This is a genomic window from Vibrio sp. B1ASS3 (assembly GCF_905175355.1).
Lineage (GTDB): Bacteria > Pseudomonadota > Gammaproteobacteria > Enterobacterales > Vibrionaceae > Vibrio > Vibrio owensii.
In genome coordinates, this window is record NZ_HG992742.1 from 3,030,920 (window position 1) to 3,046,043 (window position 15,124).

Annotated in this window: 14 protein-coding genes; 8 read left to right on the top strand and 6 right to left on the bottom strand. The window is 44.8% G+C overall.

Annotated elements, in window-relative coordinates; translation table 11 throughout:
- Positions 1 to 119: 119 nt before the first annotated feature.
- Positions 120 to 1,409, top strand: a complete 1,290-nt coding sequence (locus KJB05_RS13660; protein WP_005436975.1) for a citrate synthase — start codon at positions 120 to 122, stop codon at positions 1,407 to 1,409.
- 215 nt (positions 1,410 to 1,624) lie between these two features.
- Here the strand turns inward: KJB05_RS13660 and KJB05_RS13665 are convergent, their stop codons facing one another.
- Positions 1,625 to 2,383: a Nif3-like dinuclear metal center hexameric protein gene (locus tag KJB05_RS13665; RefSeq protein WP_208445983.1), complete on the bottom strand. Its 759-nt coding sequence runs from the start codon at positions 2,381 to 2,383 to the stop codon at positions 1,625 to 1,627.
- Between the two features lie 132 nt (positions 2,384 to 2,515).
- Here KJB05_RS13665 and KJB05_RS13670 point away from each other — a divergent pair, with 132 nt between their 5' ends.
- Positions 2,516 to 3,268, top strand: a complete 753-nt coding sequence (locus KJB05_RS13670) for a DUF1853 family protein (RefSeq protein WP_208445984.1) — start codon at positions 2,516 to 2,518, stop codon at positions 3,266 to 3,268.
- A gap of 122 nt (positions 3,269 to 3,390) precedes the next feature.
- On the opposite strand, the gene pgm is transcribed toward KJB05_RS13670, so the two are convergent.
- Positions 3,391 to 5,037: a phosphoglucomutase (alpha-D-glucose-1,6-bisphosphate-dependent) gene (pgm, locus tag KJB05_RS13675; RefSeq protein ID WP_208445985.1), complete on the bottom strand. Its 1,647-nt coding sequence runs from the start codon at positions 5,035 to 5,037 to the stop codon at positions 3,391 to 3,393.
- 92 nt (positions 5,038 to 5,129) lie between these two features.
- Positions 5,130 to 5,672, bottom strand: a complete 543-nt coding sequence (gene seqA / locus KJB05_RS13680; RefSeq protein WP_005436968.1) for a replication initiation negative regulator SeqA — start codon at positions 5,670 to 5,672, stop codon at positions 5,130 to 5,132.
- A 92-nt stretch (positions 5,673 to 5,764) separates the two neighbouring features.
- Between seqA and KJB05_RS13685 the strand changes: the two genes are divergently transcribed.
- The 3 genes from KJB05_RS13685 to fldA all read left to right on the top strand — a co-directional run bounded on the left by KJB05_RS13685 (position 5,765) and on the right by fldA (position 7,448).
- Positions 5,765 to 6,532: an alpha/beta fold hydrolase gene (locus KJB05_RS13685; RefSeq protein WP_020197163.1), complete on the top strand. Its 768-nt coding sequence runs from the start codon at positions 5,765 to 5,767 to the stop codon at positions 6,530 to 6,532.
- A 112-nt stretch (positions 6,533 to 6,644) separates the two neighbouring features.
- Entirely contained in the window at positions 6,645 to 6,866 is a 222-nt protein-coding gene (locus KJB05_RS13690; RefSeq protein ID WP_005446406.1) for a DUF2788 domain-containing protein, read from the top strand.
- A gap of 48 nt (positions 6,867 to 6,914) precedes the next feature.
- On the top strand, positions 6,915 to 7,448 hold the full coding sequence (gene fldA, locus KJB05_RS13695) for a flavodoxin FldA (RefSeq protein ID WP_005436966.1): 534 nt from the start codon (positions 6,915 to 6,917) through the stop codon (positions 7,446 to 7,448).
- A 54-nt stretch (positions 7,449 to 7,502) separates the two neighbouring features.
- Here fldA and KJB05_RS13700 read toward each other — a convergent pair whose 3' ends face one another.
- On the bottom strand, positions 7,503 to 8,006 hold the full coding sequence (locus tag KJB05_RS13700; protein ID WP_009707215.1) for a DUF4442 domain-containing protein: 504 nt from the start codon (positions 8,004 to 8,006) through the stop codon (positions 7,503 to 7,505).
- A gap of 199 nt (positions 8,007 to 8,205) precedes the next feature.
- Between KJB05_RS13700 and fcrX the strand changes: the two genes are divergently transcribed.
- A complete protein-coding gene (fcrX, locus tag KJB05_RS13705) occupies positions 8,206 to 8,655 on the top strand; it encodes a ferric iron uptake transcriptional regulator FcrX (RefSeq protein WP_010643296.1) in 450 nt (149 codons plus the stop codon).
- 132 nt (positions 8,656 to 8,787) lie between these two features.
- Here the strand turns inward: fcrX and glnS are convergent, their stop codons facing one another.
- Together glnS and nagE are read right to left on the bottom strand one after the other, a co-directional pair.
- Positions 8,788 to 10,458 (bottom strand): glutamine--tRNA ligase, encoded by a 1,671-nt coding sequence (gene glnS / locus KJB05_RS13710; RefSeq protein ID WP_208445986.1) that lies wholly within the window; start codon positions 10,456 to 10,458, stop codon positions 8,788 to 8,790.
- Between the two features lie 234 nt (positions 10,459 to 10,692).
- On the bottom strand, positions 10,693 to 12,267 hold the full coding sequence (nagE, locus tag KJB05_RS13715; RefSeq protein WP_009707218.1) for an N-acetylglucosamine-specific PTS transporter subunit IIBC: 1,575 nt from the start codon (positions 12,265 to 12,267) through the stop codon (positions 10,693 to 10,695).
- 489 nt (positions 12,268 to 12,756) lie between these two features.
- Here nagE and nagA point away from each other — a divergent pair, with 489 nt between their 5' ends.
- Positions 12,757 to 13,893: an N-acetylglucosamine-6-phosphate deacetylase gene (gene nagA, locus KJB05_RS13720; protein ID WP_009707219.1), complete on the top strand. Its 1,137-nt coding sequence runs from the start codon at positions 12,757 to 12,759 to the stop codon at positions 13,891 to 13,893.
- 2 nt (positions 13,894 to 13,895) lie between these two features.
- The gene (locus KJB05_RS13725) at positions 13,896 to 15,110 is read left to right on the top strand and encodes an ROK family protein (RefSeq protein ID WP_005436955.1); all 1,215 of its coding nucleotides are present in this window, start codon (positions 13,896 to 13,898) and stop codon (positions 15,108 to 15,110) included.
- The last annotated feature ends 14 nt before the right edge of the window (positions 15,111 to 15,124 follow it).

A 15,124-nucleotide genomic window follows, 5' to 3' on the forward strand; every position in this document is an offset into this window, starting at 1 on the left:
GAAAAATCATAACAAGTGCACACAAAAATGGAGAAAAATTGACTTTAAGCTTTAACAACAGTACAAAAATGGCACATAAACATCCTGGACGGATTAAATAATAAACAAAGGAGATTGTTATGGCGGATAAGAAAGCTACCCTTCACATCGAAGGTCATGCGCCAATCGAACTGCCAATTATGGACGGTACGCTAGGTACACCTGTGATTGATGTTCGTAAACTGGGAGCCAATGGTTACTTTACTTTTGACCCAGGTTTTCTTGCCACTGCATCTTGTGAATCATCAATCACGTACATCGATGGCGGCAAAGGTATTCTTTTGCACCGCGGTTACCCGATTGATCAATTAGCCAATAACGCAGATTACTTGGAAGTATGTTACATCCTGCTTTATGGTGAAGCCCCTACCCGTGAGCAATACGAGCAATTCAAAACAACGGTTACTCGCCATACTATGGTGCACGAGCAAATCGCAAGCTTCTTCCACGGCTTCCGACGCGACGCTCACCCAATGGCAGTAATGTGTGGTGTGGTTGGTGCACTAGCGGCCTTCTATCACGATTCACTAGATATCAACAACGACGAACACCGTGAAATCGCGGCGTACCGTCTACTATCGAAAATGCCTACTTTGGCGGCGATGTGTTACAAATACTCAATCGGTCAGCCATTTATCTACCCTCGTAACGACCTAAGCTACGCAGAAAACTTCCTACACATGATGTACGCAAACCCATGTGAAGAATACGAAGTAAACCCTGTTGTTGCGCGTGCGATGGATAAGATCTTCACGCTTCACGCAGATCACGAACAAAACGCATCAACGTCGACGGTTCGTCTATCTGGTTCTTCTGGTGCGAACCCATTCGCATGTATTGCCGCAGGTATTGCTTCTCTATGGGGTCCAGCACACGGTGGTGCAAACGAAGCATGTCTGAAGATGCTTGAAGAGATCGGCAGCGTAGACAACATTCCTGAGTACGTTGAGCGTGCAAAAGACAAAGATGACCCATTCCGTCTAATGGGCTTCGGTCACCGCGTTTACAAAAACTACGACCCACGTGCAACGGTAATGCGTGAAACATGTCACGAGGTTCTAAAAGAGCTAAACATCAAAGACCCACTACTAGACGTAGCGATGGAACTTGAGCGTATTGCGCTTTCTGACGAATACTTCGTGTCTAAGAAGCTATACCCGAACGTAGACTTCTACTCAGGCATCATCCTAAAGGCAATCGGTATTCCTGTATCGATGTTTACGGTAATCTTCGCGATTTCTCGTACTATCGGCTGGATTGCTCACTGGAACGAAATGCACAGCGATCCACTAAACCGAATCGGTCGCCCTCGTCAGCTATACACTGGTGAAACTCAACGCGAGTTTTCTCCACTGCATGAGCGCGAGTAAGCGTTAGAATCGAGAATCGAGAATCGAGAATCGAGAATCGAGAATCGAGAATCGAGAATCGAGAATCGAATAAATATGAGGGTTGACGTGAATGCGTCAACCCTTTCTATTTTGAAGAGATGAGAACGAGCTGCGCTCTATGGAACGCTTCACCTCGAGATGCGAGAGATAATTGCGTAACACTTTCGCATCTCAAAGGACAAAGCCCTTCCCTTCTATACTGGGTTATCGATATCAATAAACGTAACGTCCAAACCGTGCTCTTGCGCTAACCATTCACCCAACGCTTTAATGCCGTAACGTTCAGTTGCGTGATGACCTGCAGAGAAGTAATGGATATCCAATTCACGAGCCGTGTAAGTAGTACGCTCTGAAATCTCGCCCGAAATAAACGCATCTAATCCATGCTGAGCCGCAAGCTCAATGAAGTCTTGACCACCGCCGGTACACCAACCAACAGTCTCAATCATTTTTTCTGCATTGTCAGGGGCGATATGCAAAGGTTCACGGTTTAATACGTGATTGATTTTGTTTGCGAAGTCAGCGCCAGTCATTGCTTGTTTCAAGCGGCCAAACAGAGCGACAGATTGAGGGTGTCCTTCTAAGCCACCTTCCACTTCAATGTCTAGCAAGCGTGCCAACTCTGCGTTGTTACCCAACTCAGGATGAATATCTAGCGGCAAATGGTAGCCGTAAAGGTTGATGTCACTTTTGATCAAGCTGCGGATACGCTTTCCTTTCATACCACGAATTGGCTCTGGCTCGCCTTTCCAAAAATAGCCGTGGTGAACAAGCAATGCATCAGCCTCTAACTCGATCGCTTTATCGATCAATGCTTGTGAGGCCGTTACGCCTGTCACGACGCGTTTGATTTCTGATTTACCTTCAACTTGCATTCCATTCGGTGCGTAGTCTTTAATAAGTTGCGGCGATAATTTCTCGTTAAGGCTCTTTTCCAGCTGTAAATTATTCATTGTTACTTCCAATACTTGTGGCTTGAACAAAGTGTATATCGAACCGCGCTCAGGATGCTAGTTGTGGCATCCCCAACCAGAATAAATTTCGATACAATAGAAAGGCTTTGCCAGTGACAACAAGGATAATGGATGAATTCACTACAACGTTTCCATCAATGGATTGCTAACACCCCACCTCTTTTCAAACTTAAGGAACCTTTCGTCACTGTTGAAGATATTCCGACCTTACCTCTATCGGACAACGAAGACTATGTTGGCAACCCTCGACTCGGATTCCTCTACCAACACCTTTGTACCAAGTTGCTGACTTGCTCTTCACGATATGAACTTATTGCCGAAGAAATCCAACTTAATGACACTACTGGGCGCACAATTGGCGCCGTCGATTTGATCCTCGAAAATCAGGAAACAAACCAACACGAGCATTGGGAAGTCGCCATTAAATTCTACTTACTGCATGAAGGCATTTGGTATGGCCCGAATGCACACGACCAGCTGCATAAGAAACTCAATCGTATGCTCACTCACCAACTAAAAATGAGCCAGAGAGAAGAGTTCCACCAACAGTTACCGTTAGACGCCACACCGAGTGAACACTTGCTGATGCAAGGTCGCCTCTATGTAAATCCGTTCTCGACCGAGCCAATCCCCACAACCTGTTTAGGTTACGAACTAAACCAAAGCCAAATATCCGGCAATTGGTGTTATCAAAGCCAATGGGAAGAGATTAAAGAACCTTTATATGCTCTTTCCAAACCACTATGGGCAATTGGTAATGAGGAATTCTTAGAGCCTATCGATAAACCATCAGATAAGTTTGTTCACGCTCAAACAAAGAGCGGTCAGTTTTGGTTTGTTGTACCGGATACTTGGCCGAACTAAAACGGGAAACGGGAATCTCGATTCCTAAAGCTAAGCGCTCCCAACTCTCGAAGCGCAGCGCTCTCTATTAAACAAAAAAGGGCCGACGCAATGTCGACCCTTTCGAACCTTAATCGTTTGAATTACAAACCAGCGGCTGCAAATACTTGATTAACGATTTCTTGTGCTTCAGCTTCGATTTGTTTTAGGTGCTCTTCACCTTTGAAGCTTTCACAGTAGATCTTGTAGATGTCTTCAGTGCCTGATGGACGAGCAGCGAACCAACCATTGGCTGTCGTTACTTTAAGACCACCAATCGCAGCACCATTACCTGGAGCGTGCGTCAGACGAGCGGTGATTGCATCACCAGCTAGAGTTTCAGCCGCAACCATTTCTGGTGACAACTTCTTCAATACGTCTTTTTGTGGGCCATTTGCGACAGCTTGAATACGGTTGTACTTAGACTCGCCGTGCTTCGCAGCTAACTCTTCATAGTAATCTTGAGGGTTCTTACCCGTTACCGCAGTGATCTCTGCAGCTAGAAGACATAGCAAGATGCCATCTTTGTCTGTTGACCAAGGCGTACCATCTTTACGAAGGAAAGACGCACCTGCACTTTCTTCACCGCCGAAACCAAACTTACCAGTGTACAGACCGTCCACAAACCACTTGAAGCCAACAGGTACTTCACATAGCTCACGACCTAGATCCGCAACAACACGGTCAATCAGGGCGCTTGAAACTAGCGTTTTACCAACAGCGACATCTTTACCCCACGCGTCACGGTGACGGTATAGGTAGTCGATACAAACCGCTAAGAAGTGGTTCGGGTTCATCAAACCTTTTGGCGTAACGATACCGTGACGGTCGTAGTCAGGGTCGTTACCAAATGCTAGATCGTATTCGTCTTTCAGTGCCAATAGACCTGCCATTGCATAAGGAGAAGAGCAGTCCATACGTACAACGCCATCTTTATCTAATGACATGAATTGGAAAGAAGGGTCAATCGCTTCACTTACTAGCGTTAGGTCTAGGTTGTATGCCTGACCAATTTGACGCCAGTAATCGATGCCGCTGCCACCCAATGGATCTACACCAATCTTCAGGTTTGCTTTTTGGATTGCTTCCATATCGATAACGTTCACTAGATCATCGATGTATGGTTTCACCAAGTCCATCTCAACAAACAGATCCGATGCTTTAGCTTCTGCTAGTGGTAGGCGTTTAACACCTTGTAAAACTTCAGCAATCAGAGCGTTCGCACGATCTTCGATCGCTTGAGTCAGTTCAGCTTCTGCAGGACCACCGTGAGTCGGGTTGTATTTAATACCGCCGTCTTGTGGTGGGTTATGAGACGGAGTAATCACAATGCCGTCTGCCTTATCATCGTGCTTGATGTTGTAAGTCAGAATCGCGTGTGAAATACCTGGCGTTGGCGTGTAACCGTTGTCTTGTTGGACAATCACTTTCACACCGTTTGCAATCAATACTTCAATCACACTTGAAAACGCTGGTTCAGATAGCGCGTGCGTGTCTTTGCCCACAAACAATGGACCTGTTGTACCTTGCTCAGCACGAACTTCTGCTACCGCTTGAGCGATGGCTAAAATGTGGTTTTCGTTAAAAGTGTGCTTGTCTGCAGTACCGCGGTGACCAGAAGTACCAAATTGAACTTTGTGTTCTGCGTTTGCTGCGTCTGGTTGAAGTAAGAAGTAGTTAGCAACGAGTGCTGGGATATTGTGAAGATCTTCCTGCTGCGCTTTTTGCCCAGCACGAGGGTGCATAGCCATGTTTGACATCCTTTCTTTAAAAACAAATAAAATCAAAAAAGCCTCATAATATCCGCTAAACGCTACACATTATGAGGCTTCTATCAGGTTTCTTAGATTGAACCTGTTACTTTCTCTATTAAGTCAGGCTGGAATTCCATGTGAGTCATCACCTGCTCCACCATTTGTCGCTTACGACTGGTGTTGTTGTTGGTGATTACCCAGAATGGCGTGCCAGGAATTGCTTTAGGTTTGGTAGTGTTACCGTTTGCTAGCAGAGTCTCTTCGTTATCAGCAAAGTAAACGCGTTTGCGTCCTTTCACTTTTGTCGCTTGAGAGAAGCTCTCTGGATTCAGTTTGTGTAAGGTTGATAATACCAACATGAAGCGATCAATCGCTTTCTTAAGACCAGCAAACTCATCAGAGATAAGTAGAGAACGCATCTCTTTTACGATATCTACTGATTCTGCTTTGCCAGCATCTTTACTTACTACAATCCCTTGTGGCTGTTCTACTACAGGTGCAACAACTGCTTCCTGCAACTGGCCATCAAGGTTCAAAAGGCGTCGTAAAATATCCGAGGCACTTTCACCGATATGCTTGGTTTGACCCGCAATGTAACGGTATAGATCCTCATCAACCTCAATTGTTTTCATTCGCTTTTCACATTCTCAATGTTTAAACTCTGGGGGATTATAACGAGATCCTCGCGGATACTCCACGTTAAACCCATCACGAATAAGATAAAATGTCAGCATTACTCAACTATAAGCAGGAAGGGCAAGGCCAAACGGTTGTTTTGATTCATGGATTGTTTGGCAGTTTCAGTAATCTAGGTTTACTGGCTCGCGACCTCGTTCAAGATCACTGTGTGATCAGTATTGATCTACGAAATCATGGCCTCTCTTTCCATTCAGACACACACAATTACGAAGTGATGGCACAAGATGTTGCTGATTTGCTTCGCCATTTAAGCATCGAACCAGCACTTGTCATCGGCCACTCTATGGGTGGAAAAGTTGCGATGAAACTGGCAGATATCGCTCCTGAATTCGTAAAACAGCTTATTGTCTTAGATATGGCGCCAGTGGCTTACCAGACTAATCGCCATGATAACGTGTTTAATGGTCTGCAAGCCGTAGTAAAAGAACAACCAACTAACCGCCAACAAACCATGGACATTCTTGCTCAACATATTGAAATGGATGGTGTAAGACAATTCTTATCGAAATCGTTATACAAAAACGGCGATAAAATGGATTGGCGCTTCAACGTTGCTAGCTTGCTCAACAACTACGACAACATCATTGGTTGGCAAGAAATCACACCAACAGACATCCCAACTTTATTTGTCAAAGGTGGTGATTCTGATTACTTGATGCCTGAGCACCAACCGGCCGTTAAGCGACAGTTTAACAATGCAAAAGCGCACATTATTGCTAATACAGGACACTGGCTACACGCTGAAAAACCAGCAGAAGTCATGCGGGTGATCAGGAAATATATTTCGAGTTAACAAATTCGAAAAACAACGCCAGATTATTGAAATAACCCTTCTTGTTGTGCATTAACTTTACCGTTTAACAGTGGTATAGTGCGCCCAAGAATTTTTGGCATGAAGGACGACAATGCTATACGACTATATGGACATGCTCGAGTCGATCGGGCTCGATCTTCTTTTTGCTGCTATCTTCTTTTTCATCGGGATGGCGATAAAAGATGTACTAAAGCAAGGCAATGTACCTGTTTTTGGTCGTCGTATTGTATGGTTAGTTCTTTTCCTAGGCTGCGCTGGCTTCATCGCTAAAGGCCTGATTCAGCTCAGTTGGGAAGGCACAGGGCTAGGTTAAGCTCCTCTCCCCATCGCCAGTAACAAACAATGTAAAGGTATAGACTCTATGGCAAGTGTAGGTATCTTCTTCGGTAGCGACACAGGTAATACTGAAGCCGTTGCAAAGATGATTCAAAAGCAACTAGGTAAACAACTAGTTCACGTTCAAGACATCGCAAAAAGCAGCAAAGAAGACATTGATAACTTTGATCTTCTACTTCTAGGTATCCCAACTTGGTACTACGGTGAAGCACAATGTGATTGGGACGATTTCTTCCCAGAGCTTGAGCAAGTAGACTTCTCTACGAAGCTTGTTGCTATCTTCGGTTGTGGTGACCAAGAAGATTACGCAGAGTACTTCTGTGACGCAATGGGCACAGTACGTGACATCGTTGAAGCAAAAGGCGGCACTATCCTGGGCCACACTTCAACTGAAGGTTACGAGTTCGAAGCGTCTAAAGCACTCGTAGAAGGTGATGATAGCCAGTTTGTTGGTCTATGTATTGACGAAGACCGTCAACCAGAATTGACTGACGAGCGCGTTGAAAACTGGGTTAAGCAAATCTACGAAGAGATGTGCCTAGCTGAGCTTGAAGGCTAATAACGCATTCATTAAAAAAGACCTCCTAATTGGAGGTCTTTTTGTATCTGTCTATCAGGAAGCTTCCGTTGCTACCTCTTCCTCTCTGTACTGAGGTTTCTTCCTCACATACAACTTACGCTGCACTTCGGACACAACATTGCCGTCTTTGTCTTTCACATGGGTAATAAACTCCGGAAAGCACTTTTCACCATTACGAGTCATTTGGTAAATATCGTCTAACATGCCTTCGGTTACTTCAAACTCGGCAAACAAATCACTCTGTCCAGGTTTAATAAAATTGATGCTGGCTTCTTTGTCCCAAACGTAGTATTCCTCACGCAGAATCCCCATCAACATCAGCGAATAGATCGGATCGGTCAACGAGAAAATGCTGCCACCATATTGGGTTCGATTGGCGTTTTTGTTCCACCAGCGAAGCTTCAAGCGGACTTTAACCGTTCGAAAATCTTCAGAAATATGTAAGATTTTGATACCTGCGCCCCAAAATGGCGGCCAAATATTGAGCGCAAACTTCACAAATCCCGGTTTATATATCTTAGCAAGTCGCTTATTCATAACTACCCGTAGTCTTTGCGTTCTAATGTTATCAATTTGTAACTGGTCTGATCTGTAATATAATCGACCTGTTTCCAATTTACAAAAAGAATCTATTAACCCTTTGAAGTTCGTGGTTTAATGTTCAGTACGCTTCGCCTATAATGGTAGGAATATTGAATTCTGTTAAATCGCTGCAGATGATCCAACGGGAAAGTATATGTCAGATAATAATCAGGCGCTGAAGGATGCGGGCTTAAAAGTAACCCTTCCAAGGCTAAAAATTCTAGAAGTACTTCAGCAGCCAGACTGCCAGCACATCAGTGCTGAAGATTTGTACAAAAAGCTGATTGATCTAGGTGAAGAGATCGGTCTAGCAACCGTTTATCGTGTACTAAACCAGTTCGATGATGCTGGTATTGTAACTCGCCACCACTTCGAAGGTGGTAAGTCAGTATTTGAACTGTCTACTCAACACCACCACGATCACCTAGTGTGTCTAGACTGTGGTGAAGTAATTGAGTTTTCAGATGACGTGATTGAAGAACGTCAAAAAGAAATCGCAGCTAAGTACAATGTTACGCTTACTAACCACAGCTTGTACCTATATGGTAAATGCAGCGATGGTTCTTGTAAGACGAACCCTGATGCGCACAAGCCTGCAAAATAAAAAGTAACGCTTTTTATTAATAGAGACTCTAAACGTCAGCTTCGGCTGGCGTTTTTATTGTCTAAACAAGTTAGATGAACCATAAAAAATGCCAGCAATGATGCTGGCATTTTTGTTAGCGAAGAATAGAGATTATTGGTTCTCGATTTTCGCCCAAGTATCACGTAGACCAACCGTACGGTTGAATACTAGGTTATCTGCTGAAGAATCTTTTGAATCTGCACAGAAGTAACCCATACGCTCAAACTGGTAACCTGTTTCCGCTTCTGCGTTTGCTAGGCTTGGCTCAACAAAACCGTTTAGAACCACTAGTGATTCAGGGTTGATTGTCGCAGCAAAGTCATCCGCAGCCGCTGGGTTTGGTACTGTGAACAAACGATCGTACATGCGGATTTCTGCAGGCAATGCTTTGTCTGCTGATACCCAGTGAATTACGCCTTTCACTTTACGGCCATCTGCTGGGTTCTTACCTAGCGTTTCAGCATCGTAAGTACAGAAGATTGTTGTGATGTTGCCTTCCGCGTCTTTCTCAATGCGCTCAGCCTTGATCACGTATGCGCCACGTAGACGTACTTCTTTACCTAGAACAAGACGCTTGTATTTCTTGTTTGCTTCTTCACGGAAGTCTTCGCGCTCGATCCAAACTTCACGAGTGAATGGCACTTCACGCTCACCCATCTCAGGCTTGTTTGGATGGTTAGCAATAGTCAGCGTCTCTACCGCGCCTTCTTCGAAGTTCTCGATAACGATCTTAACTGGATCTAGAACGGCCATCGCACGTGGTGCATTTTCGTTTAGATCGTCACGAATACAAGATTCTAGTGAACCGAACTCAATCATGTTCTCTTGCTTCGTTACGCCAATACGCTTACAGAATTCACGAATAGATGCTGATGTGAAACCACGACGACGCAGACCAGAGACTGTTGGCATACGTGGGTCATCCCAACCATCAACCAATTTCTCAGTCACTAGTTGGTTTAGCTTACGCTTAGACATCACTGTGTATTCAAGGTTTAGGCGGCTGAATTCGTACTGGTGTGGACGACAATCAATCGTGATGTTGTCTAGAACCCAGTCGTACAGACGACGGTTATCCATGAACTCTAGAGTACAGATAGAGTGCGTAATGCCCTCTAGCGCATCAGAGATACAGTGCGTGAAGTCGTACATTGGGTAAATGCACCACTTATCACCAGTCTGGTGGTGAGTCGCAAAACGTACACGGTAGATAACTGGGTCACGCATCACCATGAATGAAGAACCCATGTCGATCTTCGCACGTAGACACGCTTTGCCTTCTTCGAATTCACCTGCGCGCATTTTTTCAAATAGCGCTAGGTTTTCTTCTACTGGACGGTCACGGTATGGGCTTGGTTTACCCGGAGCCGTTAGCGTACCGCGGTATTCACGAATCTGCTCAGGACTTAGCTCATCAACGTACGCTAAGCCTTTATTAATCAATTCAATTGCATATTCGTAAAGCTTGTCGAAGTAGTTTGATGAGTAACATACTTCACCATCCCACTCAAAGCCCAACCAGTTTACATCTTTCTTGATAGACTCAACGTATTCGATGTCTTCTTTTTCAGGGTTTGTATCGTCGAAACGTAAGTTACATTGGCCCTGGTAGTCCTGAGCAATACCGAAGTTCAAACAGATAGACTTAGCATGACCGATGTGCAGGTAGCCATTCGGCTCCGGCGGGAATCGAGTATGCACGCTAGTGTGTTTACCATCCGCTAGATCTTTATCAATGATCTGGCGAATAAAGTTTGATGGACGAGCATCAGCTTCACTCATCTATAGCACCTCAAAAATATTAGTATTGTCAGAGAAAACAGTACTCCGTAGCCTTACTCGGTTTACAGAGTGCATTGTTCCTAATGATCCACAATTCTTAGCGATTAGACAACAAGAACCGTCGTTAAAACGACAATATTTCTCTTCTTCGCTTGAAAGCGCAGCATATTAGATCCGCACAAACAAAAAAAGACCTCCCGAGGGAGGTCTTTATAGAGAGTCAGTAAGATGTAATTAAGGAAGTTTTACATCTGATAGGTCTTCACCTGCACCGATTGCTTTCATTTCACCAGCAACGATTTCTGCAAGAGGACCAAGGATAACTTGAAGGTTGTTTTCGCCAAGCTTAACCACACCTTTCGCGCCTAGTTTCTTAAGAACAGCTTCGTCAGCAACAGAGCGGTCTTTAAGTGTTAGACGTAGACGAGTGATACACGCGTCGATTGAAGTTAGGTTATCGTGACCACCTAGCGCTTTTAGGTATTGACGAGCTAGGTCACCTTTTGCTGCATCACCAGCTGGAGCTGCAGACGCTTCTTCGTCGTCATCTTCACGACCTGGTGATTTCAGGTTGAAAGCGCGGATTGCGAAGCTGAATGTGAAGAAGTATAGAGCACCGAAGCTTAGACCTAGAGCAAGAAGCACTAGAGGCTTAGTTGCTAGACCGTAGTTCAGTACGAAGTCGATTAGACCCGCAGAGAAACCAAAGCCGTGTAGTGTGCCAAGCATGTTTGCAAGTACTAGAGACAGACCTGTAAATACTGCGTGGATTGCGTACAGAGCAGGTGCTAGGAATACGAACATGAACTCTAGAGGCTCAGTGATACCTGTTAGGAATGAACAGAATGCTACTGAGAATAGTGCGCCACCAACTTGGCTACGTTTCTCAACTGGAGCTGCTAGGTACATTGCAAGTGCCGCACCTGGTAGACCGAACATCATTACAGGGAAGAAACCGTTCATGAATACACCAGCGCTCTTATCGCCGCCGAAGAAGCGGTGTAGGTCACCAGATTTTAGAGTTTCAGTTACTTCTTTAACTGTTGCTGTGATTTCTGGAGTTACAGAGTTAGCGAATTCGAATGTGTGAGTTTGACCAGCAACAAGAGTCTTAGCTAGAGCTGGGTCAACACAAAGCTGTTGTAGAGCAGGAAGCGCTTGACCAGCAGCAGTTGCGCCAGACACTAGAACTTCTTGACACGTGCCCATACCGAACCAGAAGTATGAGTTTAGTACGTGGTGTAGACCTACAGGGATAAGTGCACGGTTAAGAGTACCGTATACGAACTGACCGATAGCACCAGAAGTAGAAACTGCGTGTGCTAGCGCATCAAGACCGCCTTGGATTGTTGGCCATACAACACCAGCAATTGCACCAGCAACTAGCGAGAATAGACCCGCCATGATTGGTACTAGACGTTTGCCAGAGAAGAATGCCAACCACTCAGGAAGACGAGTAGCGTGGAAAGCGTTGTAAGAGTGACCAGCGATGATACCAGCAATGATACCGCCGAAGAATGACATGTTAACGCTTGCATCGATTGTTGCTGCTGTTGCAGTAAGAACGAAGTAAGCAACTGCACCAGCTAGACCAGCAGCACCTTGACCGTCTTTAGAAAGACCGATCGCGATACCTAGACCGAATAGTAGTGGTAGTTGACTAAAGATTGCGTTACCAGCAGATGCCATGAACGCGATATCTAAAAGGTCAGGCTGACCCAAACGTAGTAAAAGCGCTGCAACTGGAAGCGTTGCGATAGGAAGCATAAGAGCTTTACCTAACTTCTGCGCGTATCCAAGAATATTCACCTTAAGTTCCCCCTATAGGATTTTATGTTTTGTTGAATAACTTATTTCAGTCGTTCAATTTAGTCGCTACCAGTTTATGATATTAATTTTGCTCCGCAAATTAAAACCTCATTGTTTGTGATCATAATCACCAGAAATTGGTCATTCAGAAGGTTTTTGCTAGCGAGATCATAAAACTTATTTTATTATACGAAAAAATGGCGTTTTAGAGATAAGATTCTCGTACTTTATGCAAGACAGAATCAGTGTTATTTTGGTATCTCTACAGATGATTCGCAGTAACTTTGCTCTGGAAAACAATCATAAAAACTAATTCATTTATTATTTTTCAGTTAGTTACTCTGATAATGACATCGATAAAACGCGACTTGCTGTATGTGACTCGTTATCTAATTCAGTGATACAAACTAAGTACCAGCCCGACTCACAGAGTCACCAGTTAGATAACGGAACAGAAAATGAATTCTCATCTATAAGGACTAGCTGACTATGTACGCGCTAAGTAACTGTAAAATCTATACCGGTAGTGATGTTCTTACCGATCATGCTGTCATCATCGACAATGACCAGATTCAATCAGTTGTGCCAGTAACTCAACTACCAGAAGGTATTGAGGTTAAAGATCTGGACGGTGCTAACCTAAGCCCTGGTTTTATCGACCTACAGCTAAACGGCTGTGGCGGTGTGATGCTTAACGACGAAATCACACCAGAAACAATGCAGATCATGCACGAAGCTAACCTAAAATCTGGTTGTACAAGCTTCCTACCAACTCTTATCACTTCTTCAGACGAAGACATGCGCGCTGCAATCTCAGCGGCTCGCGAGTACCACAACAAATACCAAAACCAATCGCTAGGTCTGCATCTTGAAGGTCCGTACCTTAACGTAGCGAAAAAAGGTATTCACAGCGTTGACTTCATCCGCCCTTCTGACGACGGCATGATTGACTTGATCTGCGCGAACGCTGACATCATCGCAAAAGTTACACTTGCACCAGAACAAAATGACCCTGAGCACATCTCTCGCTTGAAAGCAGCTGGCATTGTGGTTTCTATCGGTCACACCAATGCAACATACGCAGAAGCACGCCAAGGCTTTGAAGCAGGTATCTCATTTGCGACTCACCTATTCAACGCGATGACACCAATGGTCGGTCGTGAACCAGGTGTGGTGGGTGCAATTTACGATACACCAGAAGTTTATGCAGGCATCATTGCTGATGGTTTCCACGTAGACTACGCAAACATCCGAATTGCTCATAAAATCAAAGGTGAAAAGCTTGTTTTGGTGACGGATGCCACAGCTCCAGCAGGTGCTAACATTGATCACTTTATTTTTGTCGGTAAGAAAGTATATTACCGAGATGGTAAGTGTGTTGATGAAAACGGCACACTAGGCGGCTCAGCTCTGACTATGATCGAAGCAGTTCAGAACACAGTTGAGCACGCAGGCATCGCTTTAGACGAAGCTCTACGAATGGCTACACTGTACCCAGCAACCGCAATTGGTGTTGAGGAACAACTAGGCCGAGTTCGAAAAGGAATGGTAGCTAACCTGACTATTTTCGATCGTGACTTCAATGTAAAAGCGACGGTTGTTAACGGACAATACGAGCAAAATTAAGCATGAATGGCGGACAGATTGGTAATGTAGATTTAGTAAAACAGCTTAACAGCGCTGCAGTATACAGGCTGATTGACCAACAAGGTCCAATCTCCCGTATTCAGGTAGCGGATGTTAGTCAGCTCGCCCCAGCGAGTGTTACCAAAATAACCCGCCAACTTTTAGAACGCGGCTTAATCAAAGAAGTCGCGCAACAAGCTTCTACCGGTGGTCGTCGAGCAATCTCGCTGACCACTGAAGTAAAACCCTTCCACTCTATCGCAGTTCGATTAGGTCGTGACTACGTGCAATTTTGCTTGTATGACCTAGGCGGCACAGCACTAGCAGAAGACCAGCACGAGCTTCACTACACCAACCAAGCGGACTTAATCGCCGGTTTGATTGATTTATTGAAGGACTTTGTGAATCGCTGCCAAGACAAAATCGACCAACTTATCGCTATCGGTATCACGCTGCCTGGTTTGGTAAACCCAACCACTGGTGTCGTTGAATACATGCCGAATACCGACATTGATAACTTAGCGCTGGGCGAAATTATTCGCGAGAAGTTCAACACAGCGTGTTTTGTTGGTAACGACGTTCGTGGTATGGCACTGGCTGAACACTACTTTGGCGCGAGCCAAGATTGCCAAGATTCGATTCTGGTTAGTGTTCACCGTGGTACTGGTGCGGGCATCATCGTGAATGGTCAGGTATTCCTTGGTTTCAATCGCAACGTCGGTGAAATCGGTCATATCCAAATCGACCCACTTGGCGAGCAATGTCAGTGTGGTAACTTCGGCTGTCTAGAAACGGTTGCAGCAAACCCTGCCATCGTACAACGTGTGAAAAAACTGATTGCTCAGGGCTACGAATCAAGCCTGACTCAACTTGAGCACATCACTATTGATGACGTTTGTACGCACGCGATGAACGGCGACGAGCTGGCGAAGCAAAGCCTTGTACGCGTAGGTAACCAACTTGGCAAAGCTATCGCGATTACAATCAACTTGTTTAACCCTCAGAAGATCGTCATTGCCGGTGACATTACTGCCGCTGAAGAAATTGTGTTCCCTGCAATTCAGCGCAATGTAGAAAACCAATCTCTGAAAACTTTCCATAACGAGCTTCCAATTGTTGCCTCTCACATTGATAAGCAACCAACGATGGGCGCATTTGCGATGATCAAACGCGCTATGTTGAACGGAGTTTTGTTACAAAAGTTACTAGAAGACTAAGTTTATACAACCAA

Coding starts and splice junctions, on each gene's coding strand:
- seqA (WP_005436968.1), bottom strand. CDS start 5,672: ATGAAAACAATTGAGGTTGATGAGGATCTATACCGTTACATTGCGGGT.
- KJB05_RS13725 (WP_005436955.1), top strand. CDS start 13,896: ATGAATGGCGGACAGATTGGTAATGTAGATTTAGTAAAACAGCTTAAC.
- fcrX (WP_010643296.1), top strand. CDS start 8,206: ATGTCAGATAATAATCAGGCGCTGAAGGATGCGGGCTTAAAAGTAACC.
- KJB05_RS13700 (WP_009707215.1), bottom strand. CDS start 8,006: ATGAATAAGCGACTTGCTAAGATATATAAACCGGGATTTGTGAAGTTT.
- KJB05_RS13660 (WP_005436975.1), top strand. CDS start 120: ATGGCGGATAAGAAAGCTACCCTTCACATCGAAGGTCATGCGCCAATC.
- fldA (WP_005436966.1), top strand. CDS start 6,915: ATGGCAAGTGTAGGTATCTTCTTCGGTAGCGACACAGGTAATACTGAA.
- glnS (WP_208445986.1), bottom strand. CDS start 10,458: ATGAGTGAAGCTGATGCTCGTCCATCAAACTTTATTCGCCAGATCATT.
- KJB05_RS13690 (WP_005446406.1), top strand. CDS start 6,645: ATGCTATACGACTATATGGACATGCTCGAGTCGATCGGGCTCGATCTT.
- pgm (WP_208445985.1), bottom strand. CDS start 5,037: ATGGCTATGCACCCTCGTGCTGGGCAAAAAGCGCAGCAGGAAGATCTT.
- KJB05_RS13665 (WP_208445983.1), bottom strand. CDS start 2,383: ATGAATAATTTACAGCTGGAAAAGAGCCTTAACGAGAAATTATCGCCG.
- KJB05_RS13670 (WP_208445984.1), top strand. CDS start 2,516: ATGAATTCACTACAACGTTTCCATCAATGGATTGCTAACACCCCACCT.
- KJB05_RS13685 (WP_020197163.1), top strand. CDS start 5,765: ATGTCAGCATTACTCAACTATAAGCAGGAAGGGCAAGGCCAAACGGTT.
- nagA (WP_009707219.1), top strand. CDS start 12,757: ATGTACGCGCTAAGTAACTGTAAAATCTATACCGGTAGTGATGTTCTT.